At 44.3% G+C, this 15,439-nt stretch carries 19 protein-coding genes; 18 read left to right on the top strand and 1 reads right to left on the bottom strand.

Features of this window, described 5'->3' with window-relative positions:
* Positions 1-5: 5 nt before the first annotated feature.
* From GH808_RS03525 to GH808_RS03460, 14 genes are all read left to right on the top strand, one after another.
* On the top strand, positions 6-272 hold the full coding sequence (locus tag GH808_RS03525) for an IreB family regulatory phosphoprotein (protein WP_475638839.1): 267 nt from the start codon (positions 6-8) through the stop codon (positions 270-272).
* Positions 273-347: 75 nt separating this feature from the next.
* A complete protein-coding gene (locus GH808_RS03520; RefSeq protein ID WP_186841410.1) occupies positions 348-1,292 on the top strand; it encodes an aldo/keto reductase in 945 nt (314 codons plus the stop codon).
* A 29-nt stretch (positions 1,293-1,321) separates the two neighbouring features.
* Positions 1,322-1,738: a Holliday junction resolvase RuvX gene (ruvX, locus tag GH808_RS03515; RefSeq protein WP_186841409.1), complete on the top strand. Its 417-nt coding sequence runs from the start codon at positions 1,322-1,324 to the stop codon at positions 1,736-1,738.
* Between the two features lie 116 nt (positions 1,739-1,854).
* Positions 1,855-2,340 carry a DUF1292 domain-containing protein gene (locus GH808_RS03510; protein ID WP_186841408.1) on the top strand — a complete coding sequence of 162 codons (486 nt, stop codon included), beginning with the start codon at positions 1,855-1,857 and terminating at the stop codon, positions 2,338-2,340.
* 22 nt (positions 2,341-2,362) lie between these two features.
* A complete protein-coding gene (locus GH808_RS03505) occupies positions 2,363-2,689 on the top strand; it encodes a DUF1292 domain-containing protein (protein ID WP_186841407.1) in 327 nt (108 codons plus the stop codon).
* 359 nt (positions 2,690-3,048) lie between these two features.
* A complete protein-coding gene (locus GH808_RS03500; protein WP_186841406.1) occupies positions 3,049-3,507 on the top strand; it encodes a Fur family transcriptional regulator in 459 nt (152 codons plus the stop codon).
* Positions 3,500-5,239 (top strand): ribonuclease J, encoded by a 1,740-nt coding sequence (locus GH808_RS03495; RefSeq protein WP_243166089.1) that lies wholly within the window; start codon positions 3,500-3,502, stop codon positions 5,237-5,239. Before GH808_RS03500 ends, GH808_RS03495 begins: the two co-directional genes overlap by 8 nt.
* 24 nt (positions 5,240-5,263) lie before the next feature.
* Complete coding sequence (locus GH808_RS03490) at positions 5,264-5,626, top strand: YlbF/YmcA family competence regulator (RefSeq protein ID WP_186841404.1); 363 nt, start codon at positions 5,264-5,266, stop codon at positions 5,624-5,626.
* Positions 5,627-5,814: 188 nt separating this feature from the next.
* Positions 5,815-6,909: an endolytic transglycosylase MltG gene (gene mltG / locus GH808_RS03485; RefSeq protein WP_186841403.1), complete on the top strand. Its 1,095-nt coding sequence runs from the start codon at positions 5,815-5,817 to the stop codon at positions 6,907-6,909.
* A 26-nt stretch (positions 6,910-6,935) separates the two neighbouring features.
* On the top strand, positions 6,936-7,586 hold the full coding sequence (locus tag GH808_RS03480; RefSeq protein ID WP_186841402.1) for an O-methyltransferase: 651 nt from the start codon (positions 6,936-6,938) through the stop codon (positions 7,584-7,586).
* Positions 7,587-7,605: 19 nt separating this feature from the next.
* A complete protein-coding gene (locus tag GH808_RS03475; RefSeq protein ID WP_186841401.1) occupies positions 7,606-8,832 on the top strand; it encodes a peptidase U32 family protein in 1,227 nt (408 codons plus the stop codon).
* A gap of 136 nt (positions 8,833-8,968) precedes the next feature.
* A complete protein-coding gene (deoD, locus tag GH808_RS03470; protein WP_186841400.1) occupies positions 8,969-9,706 on the top strand; it encodes a purine-nucleoside phosphorylase in 738 nt (245 codons plus the stop codon).
* A 39-nt stretch (positions 9,707-9,745) separates the two neighbouring features.
* Positions 9,746-10,156, top strand: coding sequence for a TIR domain-containing protein (locus tag GH808_RS03465; protein ID WP_186841399.1), 411 nt, complete (start codon positions 9,746-9,748; stop codon positions 10,154-10,156).
* Positions 10,157-10,210: 54 nt separating this feature from the next.
* A complete protein-coding gene (locus tag GH808_RS03460) occupies positions 10,211-10,891 on the top strand; it encodes a M48 family metallopeptidase (RefSeq protein WP_186841398.1) in 681 nt (226 codons plus the stop codon).
* Positions 10,892-10,984: 93 nt separating this feature from the next.
* Here GH808_RS03460 and GH808_RS03455 read toward each other — a convergent pair whose 3' ends face one another.
* Positions 10,985-11,773: a MerR family DNA-binding transcriptional regulator gene (locus GH808_RS03455; protein WP_186841397.1), complete on the bottom strand. Its 789-nt coding sequence runs from the start codon at positions 11,771-11,773 to the stop codon at positions 10,985-10,987.
* Positions 11,774-11,983: 210 nt separating this feature from the next.
* Here GH808_RS03455 and GH808_RS03450 point away from each other — a divergent pair, with 210 nt between their 5' ends.
* From GH808_RS03450 to GH808_RS03435, 4 genes are all read left to right on the top strand, one after another.
* Positions 11,984-13,405: an MATE family efflux transporter gene (locus GH808_RS03450; protein WP_186841396.1), complete on the top strand. Its 1,422-nt coding sequence runs from the start codon at positions 11,984-11,986 to the stop codon at positions 13,403-13,405.
* 148 nt (positions 13,406-13,553) lie between these two features.
* Positions 13,554-13,934 (top strand): GntR family transcriptional regulator, encoded by a 381-nt coding sequence (locus GH808_RS03445; RefSeq protein WP_186841395.1) that lies wholly within the window; start codon positions 13,554-13,556, stop codon positions 13,932-13,934.
* Positions 13,931-14,791: an ATP-binding cassette domain-containing protein gene (locus tag GH808_RS03440; protein WP_338000864.1), complete on the top strand. Its 861-nt coding sequence runs from the start codon at positions 13,931-13,933 to the stop codon at positions 14,789-14,791. Before GH808_RS03445 ends, GH808_RS03440 begins: the two co-directional genes overlap by 4 nt.
* Entirely contained in the window at positions 14,788-15,423 is a 636-nt protein-coding gene (locus tag GH808_RS03435; RefSeq protein ID WP_186841393.1) for an ABC-2 transporter permease, read from the top strand. The genes GH808_RS03440 and GH808_RS03435 overlap by 4 nt, the downstream gene beginning before the upstream one ends.
* The last annotated feature ends 16 nt before the right edge of the window (positions 15,424-15,439 follow it).

Genomic DNA, 15,439 nt, shown 5'->3' with positions numbered 1-15,439 from the left:
TGACGATGGGAGAAAATACAGTGATTGATCGAGGAACGATTATGTTTGAGGTCGATAACGAGAAATCTCAAACGATCGATGATGTGATGAGAAATGTGCATAAAGCTTTAGTTGAAAAGGGGTATAACCCAGTCAATCAAATTGTAGGCTATGTCATGTCAGGAGATCCGACCTATATCACAAGTCATAGAGAAGCGCGTAATGCCATACAGAAAATTGAACGGGACGAGTTGCTTGAAGAGCTTGTACGTCGTTACTTAAACAGTATTTAGTAGGCTAATAAATTGGGGCTGTCTCAACACGTGAGGCAGCCCTGTTTTAGTTTTGGAGCAGAAACCAGGTAAGAAATGAAAATAAATACATTGGGGGATACCGGAATCAAGGTGTCCCGAATGTGCTTTGGCAGTTTAACCATCGGCCCGACGCAAAAAAATAAACCACTTTCAGAAAGCAAAGAGATTATTGCAGCAGCTTTGGATCACGGTGTTAATTTTTTTGATACGGCTGATTTATACAATAACTATGCGCATCTGAAACAGGCAATTGAAATCAAACGGGATGTTGTCATCAGTACAAAATCTTACGATTACACCGCGGCAGGTGTGAGAAAAAGCCTGCATCGTGCGCTGACCGAATTAGGCCGGGACTACGTGGATCTTTATTTGCTCCACGAACAGGAAAGCAGAAAAACAATTGAAGGTCATTGGGAGGCCATTGCAGAATTGATCAAATTCAAGGAGGCGGGAGTTGTCAGAGCCATTGGCATTTCCACGCATCGAATCGAAGGCGTGGTCGGAGCCACCCTTTTTGATGAATTGGATGTGATTCATCCGCTGATAAATTTGACCGGAATAGGAATCGAGGACGGAACCGCTGAGGAAATGGTCGCAGCCATCCACGCAGCAAAGAAAAAGGGCAAAGGCATCTACGCCATGAAAGCTCTGGGTGGCGGCAATCTGCTTGCGCAAAAACAGGCCTGCTTTGATTTCATTCTGGGTCTGGAGGATCTGGATGCAATTGCCATCGGTGTTCAGTCGGTGGACGAAGTTCGCTATGACGTCAAAAGAATCAATGGCGAACCCATTTCACAACAATTGGCAGCGGCAGTGGCCGGATCGTCAAAAGTTATTCACATCAGTGACTGGTGTGAGGGCTGCGGGGAATGCGTCAAACACTGCGGTCCCAAGGCTTTGTCGATTGTCGAGGGCAAGGCTGTCATTGACAATCAAAAGTGTATTCTGTGCTGCTACTGCGGCACATACTGCAAGCTTTTTTGTATCAAGGTGATTTAACAGTCATACATAAACAGATGGGATAATAGATGGAGAGAATTTTAGGGATAGATGTTGGTGATAAACGGATCGGGGTTGCAGTGACGGACCCTCTGCAGATTACTGCACAAGGGGTTATGACGGTGAAACGAAAGACCCGGGACGATGATTTGGATGCTTTCCGGCAGCTAATTGAAAAATATGAGATCAAAAGAATCGTCGCCGGTTTGCCGGTGAATATGGATGGGTCGGAATCGGCCCAGACAAGAAAAACGGTCAATTTCTGCCAATTTATCAAGAAACGGCTGGATGTTGAAATTATTTATATGGATGAACGCTTGACCTCTTCCTGGTCAGAAAAAATCCTGATTGAGGGTAATGTATCGCGACAAAACCGGAAAGAGTATATCGATATGCTGGCGGCCCAAATGATCCTGCAATCCTATATGGATCGGGCCGGGAAATAGAAATTGGGTTCTGAATCAGGCGTTTTGTCAGAAAAACGCCTAAATAATGAAAATTTAAGATTCAAAAGGTATAATAAGAAGATTATGAGCGGAAAAATACACGTGAAAGAGAAGTAATGATGGAAGAAAAGATCATGTTGATTGATGATGCCGGCGTTGAAAGACAGTATGAATTAGTTTTAAGTTTCGACATTGAAGAAAAAACGTATGTGCTCGTATCAGAAAACGAAGAAAGCGATGATGTGTATCCGTTTTTCAAGACAGCGGACCAGGGCTTGAAACCGGTGGAAGACGAGCACGAATTAGCATTGGTTGAAGCGAAATATGATGAGATCATGGGACCGGAAGAACATGACCACCACCATGAGGATCAGACAGAAATGATCGCAGTGATGGACGAAACGGGTATGGAAAAGAAGTATGAAATTATTGTCAGTCTCGATATTGAGGATAAAACCTATATGTTGCTTTCAGAAAATGGTGAAAGTGATGTCTATCCGTTTTATGTAACGGAAGACGGAGAAGGCTTAATGCCGGTGGAAGACGAATTGGAGTTTGCTTTGATCGCAGAAGCTTATGAAGGATTAGCAGGAAATAATTAAATAAAATATAAGAGGTGTAGAAATGGATTATAAAATAACAGTAGACAACAAGGAATACCATGTAACGTTAATCGATATGGAAGAAGATTCAATCGGTTTAATTGATGATGACGGAAAAGAAACGGATTATGAAGTGGTGCTGCGATTCAATGTCGAAGAAAAAGAATACGTGCTGCTGGCTGAAGATGAAGAAAGCGAAGATGTCCATGCGTTCTTAATTACGGAAGATGAAGATGGCCCAGTATTGAGCGAAGTCGACAATGAAGCTGAATTCGATATCGTTGCGGCTGCTTATGATGAAATCATGGATGATCTGATGGAAGATGATGATGAAGGTGAAGTTGAGTAAATTCCCCTTAGTTGATGGGATATTTATCAGTCGCCCCGATCGGTTTATTGCAAAATCATAATCAGACGAGAGGCGATCATCGTTCATGTGGCCAATACCGGCTGCATGAGCGAGCTTCTGATCCCGAGAAACAGGGTCATGTCGCCATTAAATCCGGCATCGCAGCGTCAAACGGATGATACCCGGTTTCAACCAAATACAAATAACGGATCTGAAATTTATGCGTTTATTGGGTCAATGTCATAGTCTGGGAATGAACATCCGTGCGCTTTCCTGTGATATTGATGGAGTAAACATAGAAATTATCGGAGCATTGCCTGTAAAATTTCAGAGGTGAATGTTGAAGAGGTGTAATTATCATGAATGATGCAACTCAAATTGTTGAAGCACTCAGAAAAAGAGGAAATAAAGTAACGCCTCAGCGGCTTACGACCATTGAGGTAATTATGACCATGGGACAACAGCACTTTAGTGTTGAAGAATTATTCCAGGGTGTTAAACAACGTTATCCTGATGTGGGAATGTCGACCATTTATCGAACGGTGCAGATTTTGGAAGAAATGGGACTCATTACTAAACGAAATTTTGATGATGGCTTTGCCCGGTATGAATTGTGCGAGTTGGATGAAAAACACTGGCACCATCACTTGATTTGCCTAAAATGTGGAAAGGTGATCGAAATGCAAGACGATTTCCTGGAAACGCTCGAAAAAGAAATAGAAGAAAAGAAAGAATTCATTATAATCAATCATGAACTTAAGGTGTACGGATACTGTTCGGATTGTTATAAAAATATGGAAGGAGAAAAATTTGATTGAAAACAACAACATAATAGAAACAGAAACCCAACGAGTCGAAGGGCGTTCACGTCAGCGAAGAAAACCTCAAGTTAAAAAGAACAAAGATAAGCTGAGGGTAATCCCATTAGGAGGATTAGGCGAAATCGGCAAAAACCTGACGTTATTCGAGTATAAGGATGACATCATTCTTGTCGACTGCGGGTTGAAGTTTCCGGACGATACCATGTTCGGCATCGATATTGTCCTGCCGGATTTCACTTATATTCTGGAAAACAGAGATAAGGTGAAAGGCGTCGTTATCACGCATGGACATGAAGACCACATTGGAGGACTCGTTTATCTTCTGAAGAAAATCGATGTGCCCATTTTTGCAACGAAATTCACAATGGGACTGATCGATAAAAAGCTCAAGGAACATGGGCTGCTGACGAAAACAACACGCAACATCGTTAAACCGAAAGATCGTATTGATATCGGCGAATTCAACGTTGAATTTATCCGGGTTAACCACAGCATCGCGGATGCAGTCGGACTTTGCATTAAATGTCCGGCGGCAACAGTTGTTCATACCGGAGATTTTAAAATCGACTATCATCCAATTGGCGGCGAAATAATCGACTTGCAGCGATTTGCCAAAATTGGCTCACAGGGAGTGGACCTGCTGATGTCGGACAGCACGAATGTGGAAGGCGCCGGATTTACACCATCGGAAAGTACCGTTGGACCGACTCTGTACAACCTTTTCAGAGGTGCTACCGGAAGAATCATCGTCACTTCATTTGCTTCAAATGTACATCGCATCCAGCAGATCATCGATGCAGCAGTGGAATACAAAAGGAAAGTCATTATCTGCGGCCGCAGCATGGAAAATGTGACGGAAGTCGCGATGGATCTTGGTTACCTGAAAATGCCGCCCAATGTACTGGTGCAGCTGAAGGATATCAAAAATTACAAAGAAAAAGAATTGGTCATTATCACGACCGGTAGCCAGGGAGAACCCATGGCGGCCCTTGGTCGAATGGCACTGGGTGAGCACCGTCACCTGACCATTCAAAAAGGCGATCTGGTTATTATTTCCGCGTCTCCGGTACCGGGAAATGAAAAAATGGTTTCAGAAGTCATCAACAAACTGGTTGAACTGGGATCGGATGTCGTCTATGGACGATTTGCGGAGATTCATGTTTCCGGACATGCCAAACAGGAAGAGCTAAAACTGATGATCACATTGGTTAAACCCAAACATTTCCTGCCGGCTCATGGGGAAAGCCGGATGCTGATGCAGCATTCCGACCTGGCTCATATGGTTGGAATGAAGAAAGAAAAAACGTTTATCGGAGAAAATGGCAACATTTATGAAATTGATAGGCGCAGCATGCAGTTAGTTGGAAAAACACAGGCAGAACCGATTCTGGTTGATGGTCTTGGTGTTGGTGATATCGGAAATATTGTGCTCAACGACAGAAAGCGTCTGTCAGAGGATGGCCTCTTTATCGTGGTCTGCACCATGCACAAGGGAAAAGCCGTTTCAGGACCGGACATCATTTCACGGGGATTCGTGTACGTGCGAGAATCGGAAGATCTCATCAACGATGCCCGGGAAGAAGTGAAGAAAGCGCTGCTGTCCTGTGAGTCAAAAGGCATTGTCGATTGGAATTCCATTAAGAATGTAATCCGAGAAACCCTGTTTAAATTCCTCTATCAGAGAACCGAAAGAAAACCGATGATACTCCCCATTCTCATGGAAGTATAGATTTTATATAATTAGGAGAGAAACATGAACGTATATGATGAAGCTAATGATTTAGCAAAGGCCCTGAAAGACTCAACGGAATATCAGAATTTTGTGGCAGCTAAAGAGAAACTGCAGAAAGATCCTGAAAAATTCAACATGACCAAAGACTATATTCGCAAGCAGATGGAAGCACAGTCCCTCCAGATGATGGGTCAGGAACTTTCAGAAGAGCAGATCAATGCCTACAATGCCCTGGGAAATACAGTCATGGGAATACCTGAAATAGCAGAATTTTTTCAGGCACAGATGCAGTTTTCCGTTATTTTCAATGATATTACCGAAATCATTGCCAAAGCGGTTGATTTGGACATGGGCATGTTCACTTCTGAAGAAGAAGGTTGCTAGGATTGAATATTATTTAATATAGAAGCATTTAAAGAGAATATAGGTACCCGCTTTCACCGGAGGTCCTATATTCTTTTTTATAGTTTGCTTGGTGAGTAGGTAATTGCGAAACGACCTGAGCTATAGTATGATTACTGATGTAGTTTTGCAAATGTCTATTCTGAAATAAAATTAAAAAGAGGTGAAATATGAGAAAGAACGAGAAAAATATGTCAAATTCGCCAGGTCAGCCACCACCACAAAGAAAGAGCAGAATCATTGTGATTACTGCTTTTTTACTGGTGATACTTGCAGCCACGGCTGTGTTCAGTTTTAAATTTTTTATCAGTGAAATATTAAAACCGGTTGGAGAAGGGGATCTCGTCTATGTTCAAATTGAAGAAGGGGTGGTGCTCAGCGAGGTTGCGGATATTCTGAAAGAGAATCATCTGATTAAGGATGCACTCGCTTTTGAAATCATGGCTAAAAATGAAGGGGCGGCTAACCAGATTCAATCAGGTTACTATGCATTCAGTCCCAGTGAATCCGCAGAAGAAATTCTGAAACGCCTGGTGGCGGGCGATGTCTATGATTCGGCGGTGATCATTCCGGAAGGCAAAAACATCGAAGAGATCGCTGCGATTCTGGAAGAAAATCATGTCTGCGACGGGGACGCGTTTATTGAAGAGACAAAAAAAGTAGCGGCGTATCAAAAAAAATACCCAATCCTCAGCAGCATCACTTTGGATACCAAAGATGGTGTGAGCCGGACTCTGGAAGGCTATCTCTTCCCTGATACCTACAGCTTTTCACCGGAAACCAACCCATCAGATGTGGTGACGGCAATGCTTGATCGGTTTGTCGAAGTCTACGACCAGGATTATCTGAACCGAACCACTGAAATGGGAAAAACGGTTGATCAGATTGTCATCATGTCATCAATTGTCGAATTGGAAACAAAGTTCGTCGAAGATAAGGCGAATGCTGCCAGCGTCTTTTATAACCGCATCGCGGCCAATATGCCGCTGCAATCCGACATCACGGTCGATTATGCCCGGGGTGAAAAAACCGCGGTGCTGACGACGGAACAGACGCAGATTGCTTCGCCCTACAATACCTACATCAACCTGGGGTTGCCATTCGGACCCATCTGCTCATTCGGAAAATCATCTCTGAATGCGGCCTTGTATCCGGCCGAGACAAAGTATCTGTACTTTGTGGCAGATATGAAAACCGGAAAAATATACTTTAACGAAACCTATGAAGAACATCAAGCCGATGTAAAAACATATATGGGCGAATAAATCTAAAAAAGAATGAAGGACTTAACGTGAGTGAAATTGTACAAGATTACATCGATGACTATATCAGGGGATTGATTCCTCCTGACAGTCCTGAAATGGAAGACTTCAGAAGAAATGCTGAAAAAGAAGAAGTGCCCATTATCCATAGAGAGGTACAAAAACATATTGAAATGTTGATCGGGTCCAATAAGATTCAGTCAATTCTGGAAGTGGGAACCGCCGTTGGTTTCTCTTCCTCCGTATTTGCCCGTGCCATGGGGCCGGCCGGCCAGGTGGATACCATCGAGCGAAATCTGAACATGGTGGCTCAGGCGGACGAAAACATCACGGCCTTGGGACTCAAAAACCAAATCAGTATCATGATTGGTGATGCTCAGGAACAATTGGAAGAACTGACTAAAACCTATGATATGATTTTTCTGGATGGCGCAAAGGGGCATTATATTCATCTGTTGGATCATTGCCTCCGCTGTTTGAAACCGGGCGGACTGCTGGTTTCGGATAATGTGCTGTACAAGGGCATGATCGCTTCCGATCAGCTGGTGATCCGCCGCAAAATAACCATTGTCAAACGGATGCGAAAATATCTCGAGGCGATCTCAAACCACTCTCAGCTGGTGACCAGTATCCTGCCGCTGGGCGATGGTCTGGCCATCAGCTGGAAGAAAGACGAATAGAAATAGAACGGAGAAAACGATGAAAAAACCTGAGCTTTTGGCACCTGCAGGGAATTTTGAAAAACTGAAATATGCATTGCATTACGGTGCCGATGCCGTGTACTGTGCCGGTAAAAAATTCGGCTTGCGGGCGCAGGCCGGCAATTTTGATACAGACTCCTTACGAGAGGCCGTGGCGTATGTGCACAGCCGAGGTAAAAAAATATACATCACGCTCAACATCATTGCCCATAATGAGGATCTGATTGGCCTGGAAGAATACGTCAGAGAGCTGGCGGATCTGGGCGTTGATGAGGTGATTGTCGCCGATCCGGGAGTATTCTCAGTCGTACGTGCGGTCGCACCGGAACTCAAGATATCCGTCAGCACGCAGGCAAACAATACAAACTGGCGCAGCGTGGCATTCTGGCACGCTCAGGGTGCACAGCGAATTGTTCTGGCCCGAGAGCTAGGAATCAATGAGATAAAAGAGATCCGCGCAAAAGTTAGCCCGGAAGTGGAAATAGAGACATTTGTCCATGGCGCCATGTGTATTTCATACTCAGGGCGCTGCCTGTTAAGTCATTATATGACCGGCCGAGACGCCAACAAGGGCGATTGTGCCCAGCCGTGCCGATGGAAATATAAACTGATCGAAGAAACCCGTCCGAATGAAGAGTTTGGCATCGAAGAAGATGATCACGGTTCATTCATCTTCAATTCAAAAGATTTATGCCTGATCAATGCGTTGCCGGAGCTGATGAAAGCGGATGTGGATTGTTGTAAAATAGAGGGGCGAATGAAAAGTCTCTATTATGTGGCTTCGGCGGTTTCGGCCTATCGCAGTGCGATTGATTTTTATTATGATCACCCCGAAGCAACCAAACCCGATCAGGATTATTATAAAGAACTGACGAAAGTGAGCCACCGCAATTACACCACCGGCTTTTTTCATGGCAAAACGACTTCCGAAGATCAGAATTATGGAACCAGCAGCTACACCAGAAACTATGATTTTGTCGGCCTGGTCATGGAATATGATGACAAAACAGGGATGGCTGTCATTGAACAGCGAAACAAGGTTTCCGTTGGCGATGAAATTGAGATCATGATCCCGGGAAAAGGATTTTTCAATCAGAAGGTATCGCTGATGACCGATCCGGCCGGAAACCCCATCGATTCAACGCCGCATCCCAAGATGGTTTACCATATGAAAATGGATCAGCCGGTCAGTCCGATGGATATATTGAGAAAACAGGATATTTAATCGCATCACATAAACCGTTCGCTTTTCTTCAGAAAGTGTGAACGGTTTTATTGATTACAGTGAAAACAAAATTGCCATTGACGTCATCAAAAGCTTGTCTTATACTGAAGCAATTAAAGGTTAACGGAGGAAAAAAATGCCAACAACTCATAATGAAGCATTGATCGGTGAAATTGCCAAAACAGTTTTGATGCCGGGCGACCCCTTAAGGGCAAAGTATGTTGCGGAAACATTTCTGGAAAATCCGTTTCAGTTCAACGCGGTACGAAACATGTTTGGCTATACAGGAATGTACAAGGGTCAGCGGATTAGCGTGATGGGATCGGGAATGGGTATGCCATCGATGGGGATTTATTCCTATGAGCTTTTCCGTTTCTATGAAGTGGACCGGATCATCCGGATCGGCAGTGCTGGTTCCTATCAGAAGGAACTGCAGGTTTATGATCTGGTGCTGGCTGAAAGTGCCTTTAGCGAATCCACCTATGCAAAGGTTCAAAATGGGTGTGAAGAGTCTGTTTTGTATTCAGACCCGGCCCTCAATCAGGCGGTTGAGAAAACAGCTGAAAGACTGGGCTATCCCCTGAAGAAAGGCCGGATCCATTCTTCCGATGTCTTTTATCGTGAGCAGGATCTGGCTTTGTCCCAGACGATTGTCAGGGAACAGGACTGCATCGGGGTGGAAATGGAAAGCTTTGCCCTTTTTCATAATGCCAATGTTACGGGGAAGGCGGCGGCCTGTCTGTTGACCATCAGCAACAATAACATCAGCGAAGAGACGACAAGCCCGAAAGAGCGGGAACAATCCTTCACCCGCATGATGGCGGTTGGTTTGGAGACCGCTAGGGCTTGTGAAGAAGAAGCCGGAAGGGTATAATTTGAATACGGAAAGAAGAATAAAATTACGGGAGGAATTATGAGAATATATATTGCTGCTTCGTGGAAGCATCAGCATGCTGTTGAAATGTTGACCGATCTTTTGGAGAGCCGGGGACACACGATTTTATCATGGATTCGGGAGGGCAGACCAGAAGAAGCGTTTCTGTCACAGAAAGAACTGGCCCGTTTTATCGAATCAGCAGAGGGAAAAAGGGTTTTTGATTTCTGCATTACCTCGGTCACGACGGCCGATCTGGTCATTTATGTCGGGGCTTCGGGATGCGATGCCTGGGCAGAAATAGGGACTGCCTACGGATCGCATATTCCGATCCTGGGGCTCAAAGCCAAATCGGAACAGGTGGGCATCATGCGTCATATGATAAAAAACTGGTACAGCTCGATTTCGGAATTGCTGGCGGCTGTGGATGCCATTAAATTGGAAAAATGAGTAACCAGAAGACAAAATCCAGGATGCGTCGCGCCAGAGCAAAAAGGCAAAGAAATGAAGAGAATAGATACGATTAAATATGCCCGGCGAAAAACGATGGGGCTGTATATCACCAAGCAGGCTGAAATTGAAGTGAGAGCTCCGATCGGAACATCAAAAAAGGTGATCCGGGATTTTGTCGAGAATCATCAAGAATGGATTGATTTGCATCATCGCCAGGTCAAGCAAAAGGTAGAAAAGCAGGAGCGCTTTAAGCTGAACTTCAGTGATCAGCTGCTGTTTCTGGGAGAACCCTATCCCCTCGTTCCGGTTCAAGAAACAAGCACCGGTTTTGATGGGCAACGCTTCTACGCCGATGCCCAGGCAAACCCCGAAGAAATTAAAAATGGCATGGTGAAAATTTATCGCGGCCTGGCAAAACAGGTGCTTGATTATCATGTCAAAGAACTTGGCGCCCAGATGGGGTTAAAACCGAAGGCAGTTAAAATCAACGGGGCAAAAACCAGGTGGGGTTCCTGTTCGGGAAAAGGAAACCTGAATTTCTCCTGGTATCTGGTGATGGCAAAAGAGGAAACGATCCGTTATGTGGTGGTTCACGAGCTGGCTCATCTGCTCGAAATGAATCACTCGGAGAATTTCTGGAAGATCGTGGCACAAGTCCTGCCGGATTACAAACAGGAACAAGAAAAACTGAAAAAACTGCAGCAGCAGCTGAGCGTACAGAACTGGGAATAAAAATCAAGCCTTTCATTTAAACAGACAAAAGTCGTTGAATGAAGGGCTTTTTATATTGATCGAAACAGGCTATTGGCGATAAGTCGATATTTTTCAGGAAGCTGTCAGCAACGTCTGAAATTCCATAAACATATGATCATAGCTGAACGTCGTAACCGATTTGCTGCTGATAATGACCGATACATCCGGCCGGGAGTCAAAAACCGTTTTAAAAAGTAATGGTATATTGGGATAGGTGGCAACTTTTGCCTGGAAGCAAAGATAATCGCCGGCCGGAATAATGCGGATAAAATCGGTATCAAACTCAGGTGCGACAGTTTCCAGAAAAGTATAGGTGGTAACCTGATGACCACGGTAATCTTCGATCGTGCCGTGCGGAAAGGTGGCATAAATGTTCTGCTCCTGGGCAGAAGAAAAAAGTCCCGATAGTTTGGACTGGTATTCAATTGCCGAGAGTTTGTATTGAGAGGGTGTGCTGATGATGTACCGCTTTGGAATATGCCTGCTATAGAGTCCCGTCTGGTTCTGGTAGGCGGCGCTTTCATTGATGTGGTTCAAGTTCAGTTCGATTCTTGAAAGCCCCTGTTCAAGGCTTTTTATTTTTCTGGAGGCAATCGCCTTACCATCCTCGAGCAGGAGCTTTATTTGAAATTCGCCCGCAGCATTGGTATAGTTGTTCATGTTTTTAAGCGGAATGCCCAGCTCGATGCAGAGAAGAATGGTGTCCAGAACCATCAGCTGGTCAAGCGAATAATAACGATAGTTTGTTTCCGGGTTGATGTATGCCGGAATCAGAACACCGATTTTTTCATAATAGCGCAAAGATTTGATGCCAACATTTTTGATTTGGGAAACTTGACCAATAGTCAGATATTTTTTCATTTTTTCACCTTTTGGGTTGACTCTCCCATAATGGGATAGTTTATAGTATATCAGTGGATGTAGTGGATGTCCAGTAAAGTAAAACGCTCAAAAAGTGAGTGGCGGTTATTCGATTAGATTTTTGGCAGCATGCAATGGCGCAGGATAAAAAGCTGAACGCGGTAAAATCATCATGCTGTATGAATAATCAGATTATGTTTAGGAGAAATTATGAACGAAACAGTAACGATTAAAAACAAAGAAAACCCGCTTGGATACGAACCAATTGGAAAACTGATGGTCAAGTTTTCCATTCCGAGCATTATTGCCATGGTGGTCAACGCGCTCTACAACATTGTCGACCAGATTTTTATCGGCAGAGGGGTCGGCTTTCTGGGAAATGGCGCCACCAATGTCATTTTGCCGCTGACGATGCTGGTCATCGCCTTGGGACTGCTTGTTGGTGATGGGTGTGCGGCATACCTAAGCCTGCATCTCGGCAAGGGTGAAAAAGAAAAGGCGGCAAAAGGGGTTGGCAATGCCATTACACTGGCGATCATTTTAGGTATTGTCCTGGCGGTCTTTTCGATCGTCCTACTCGAACCGCTTTGCCGCTTGTTTGGGGCGACAGAAAACATTCTGCCTTATGCATTGGATTACGGCAGGATCATCATCATCGGCATTCCATTTTCAGTGATTAACTGTGCCTTAAGCGGTATTATCCGGGCAGATGGCAGCCCCAGATATTCGATGATGGGAATGATCATGGGGTGCGTCGTCAATATTATCCTCAATCCTCTTTTCATTTTCGGATTGCACTGGGGAGTGACAGGTTCTGCTCTGGCAACGATTATTGGACAGATTTTAAACAGCGGATATTACTTGCTGTATTTAAAAAGATTTAAAAGTATCAATGTTAAAAAAGCGTATTTCCGGTTAAAAAGCGGGATTGTCACGAAAGTATGCAGCCTTGGCATTTCCAGTTTTATTACCCAGATTGCGGTCGTGGCGATGATTGCAATCAGCAATAATGTGATGGTTAAGTACGGGGCCATGTCAGTATATGGTGCAGACATTCCGATTACCACCATGGGAATTACAATGAAGGTCAATCAGCTGATTATGGCCATTGTTCTTGGCATTGCCACCGGAGCGCAACCGATCCTCGGTTATAATTACGGTGCCGGAAACATGGCTCGAACGAAAAAAACACTCAAGATTATGGTGGTTGCATCGACGGTTTGTATGGCGGTAGCGTTCATCGCTTTCCAGGGCTTCCCGAACGCAATTCTCAGTATATTCGGGACAAAATCCGAACTGTATACCGAATTTGCGGTCAAGTGCCTGCGTATTTTCTTGCTGTTCTGTATTCTAAACGGATTCCAGATGTGTACCGGAATATTCTTTCAGGCGATTGGCAAGCCGGTGCAGGCAACCCTGGTGTCGGTATCCCGGCAAATTGTATTCATTATTCCGGCAACCCTGATTCTGCCGATTTTTCTGGGCGTCGACGGCGCGCTGTGGGCGGGACCAGTTGCTGACGGTCTGGCGTTTATCCTCTCTGCTACTTTGCTGACAAGTCAATGGAAGAAAATATTCCATCAGGAATCGGCGCCAAAAGCAATGGCTGAGAGTATTTTACAGAATTCCTGAATAAAGGGACATTAAAAAAGGAACTGCAATAGTCGGCAGTTCCTTTTTTAATGTCCGAAATGCAAAAAAAACTTGACATTCTATATAATATTTGGCATAGTGTACATACAGTATATATACACTATGCCAAATATAAAGAGGTGATTCTTTGGATATTATCATCAGCAATTCAAGTGACAAACCGATCTATGAACAAATTGCCACGCAAATAAAAAAAATGATTATCAGCGGGGCGCTGTCCCCGGGGGAAACTTTGCCAAGTATGCGGTTTCTGGCAAAAGAACTTCGAATCAGCGTCATCACAACGAAACGGGCCTACTCCGATTTGGAACGGGATGGGTTCATTGAAACCGTCACCGGAAAAGGCAGTTATGTCGCCAATCAGAATTTATCGTTCATCCGGGAAGAACAACTGCGATTGGCCGAAGCGTTTCTGCAAAAAGCAGTGGATACAGCAAAAAGCAGTGATATTTCCTGCGAAGAACTTAAAGACATGCTGGAAATATTGTATGGAGGAGAGGAAGCATAATGAATGCGATCGAAATAAAAAATCTAAATAAAAGCTATCATGATTTTCAATTAAAAAATGTCAGTTTCAACGTACCCAAGGGGAGTATTGTGGGGTTCATCGGAGAGAATGGAGCAGGGAAAACCACCACCCTGAAATCAATTCTTAATCTGGTTAGTCGGGACAGCGGCACCATTGAATTAATGGGAATGGACAATTCAAAAGAAGACAAGAAAATAAAAGAAGATATCGGCGTGGTACTGGATGGCTGCAACTTTCATGACAGTTTAAAAACCGGAGATATTTCAAAAATGATGGAAAGTATTTATAAAAATTGGAATACTTCTGTTTATCAGCAATACCTGAAAAATTTCAAGCTGCCGGAAGACAAAACCATCAAGGAGTTTTCCCGGGGGATGAAAATGAAGCTGCAGATTGCCGTGGCTTTGTCACATAATCCGAAGGTTCTGATTCTTGATGAAGCCACCAGCGGACTGGATCCGATTGTTCGCGAAGAAATACTGGATGTGTTCATGGAGTTTATTCAAAATGAGGAACATGCCATTCTTATTTCTTCCCACATCACCAGTGACCTCGATAAGATCGCCGACTATATTGTTTTTATTCACCAGGGAGAGATTCTTCTTGATGCGGAAAAAGAGACCCTGCTCAGTGGTATGGGGGTTCTAAAATGTTCGGAGGATGATTTCAGAAAACTTGAGCAAGAAGAATATATTCGCTACCGGAAGAATCATTTCGGTTATGAAGTCATGTTAAAAGACAAGCATGCGGTTAAGAAGAAGTATCCCGAAGCGGTGGTGGATGCGATCAGCATTGAAGAAATCATGCTGTTTTATGTAAGGGGGGAAAAATCATGAAGGGCCTGATCTTAAAGGATTTAATCAATTTGAAAAAGAGCATGAGGACGCTGGGAATCATGTTGCTGGCATTCGTAGTAATCTATATTCCCCTGGGAAGCGAAAGTTTTATCAGCGGGATGGTCGTGCTGATGTTCGCGATGCTGGTCATCACGACGATGAGCTATGATGACATGGCGAAATGGGATACCTATGCTTTAACCATGCCCATATCCCGGAAAGAAGTGGTGCTCAGCAAGTACCTGCTGATGCTGATGCTGGATTTCACCAGCGTTGTGCTGGCCCTGGCCCTGACTTTCGTCGGCTCGTTATTAACCGGCACCGGTATGACGACAGAAACCCTGCTGGGCATTCCCATCATTCTGATGATTGCCGTCATCTTTGGAAGTGTTTTGATCCCCATGATTTACAAATTCGGAATCGAAAAAGCGCGGCTGATGATCGTTCTTTGTGGTGCGATTCCGACCGCTGTTTTCCTGGTGCTGGCGCAAATGGATATTCCCTTTCCGGCGATCGGTAACGAAGAGACCGCTTTTCAGACAATCATGCTTGCGATGGCACTCATTTCAGTCATGACTTTTATCGCTTCTTATTTTATCGCGGTAAGGATCTATCAGAAAAAAGAATTCTAGCCATTTACACACAAAG

The sequence above is a fragment of the Acetobacterium fimetarium genome, from assembly GCF_014284475.1.
Taxonomy (GTDB): Bacteria; Bacillota; Clostridia; order Eubacteriales; family Eubacteriaceae; genus Acetobacterium; species Acetobacterium fimetarium.
The sequence above is the reverse complement of the archived record's forward strand: the minus strand, read 5'-3'. Positions and strand labels throughout refer to the sequence as shown.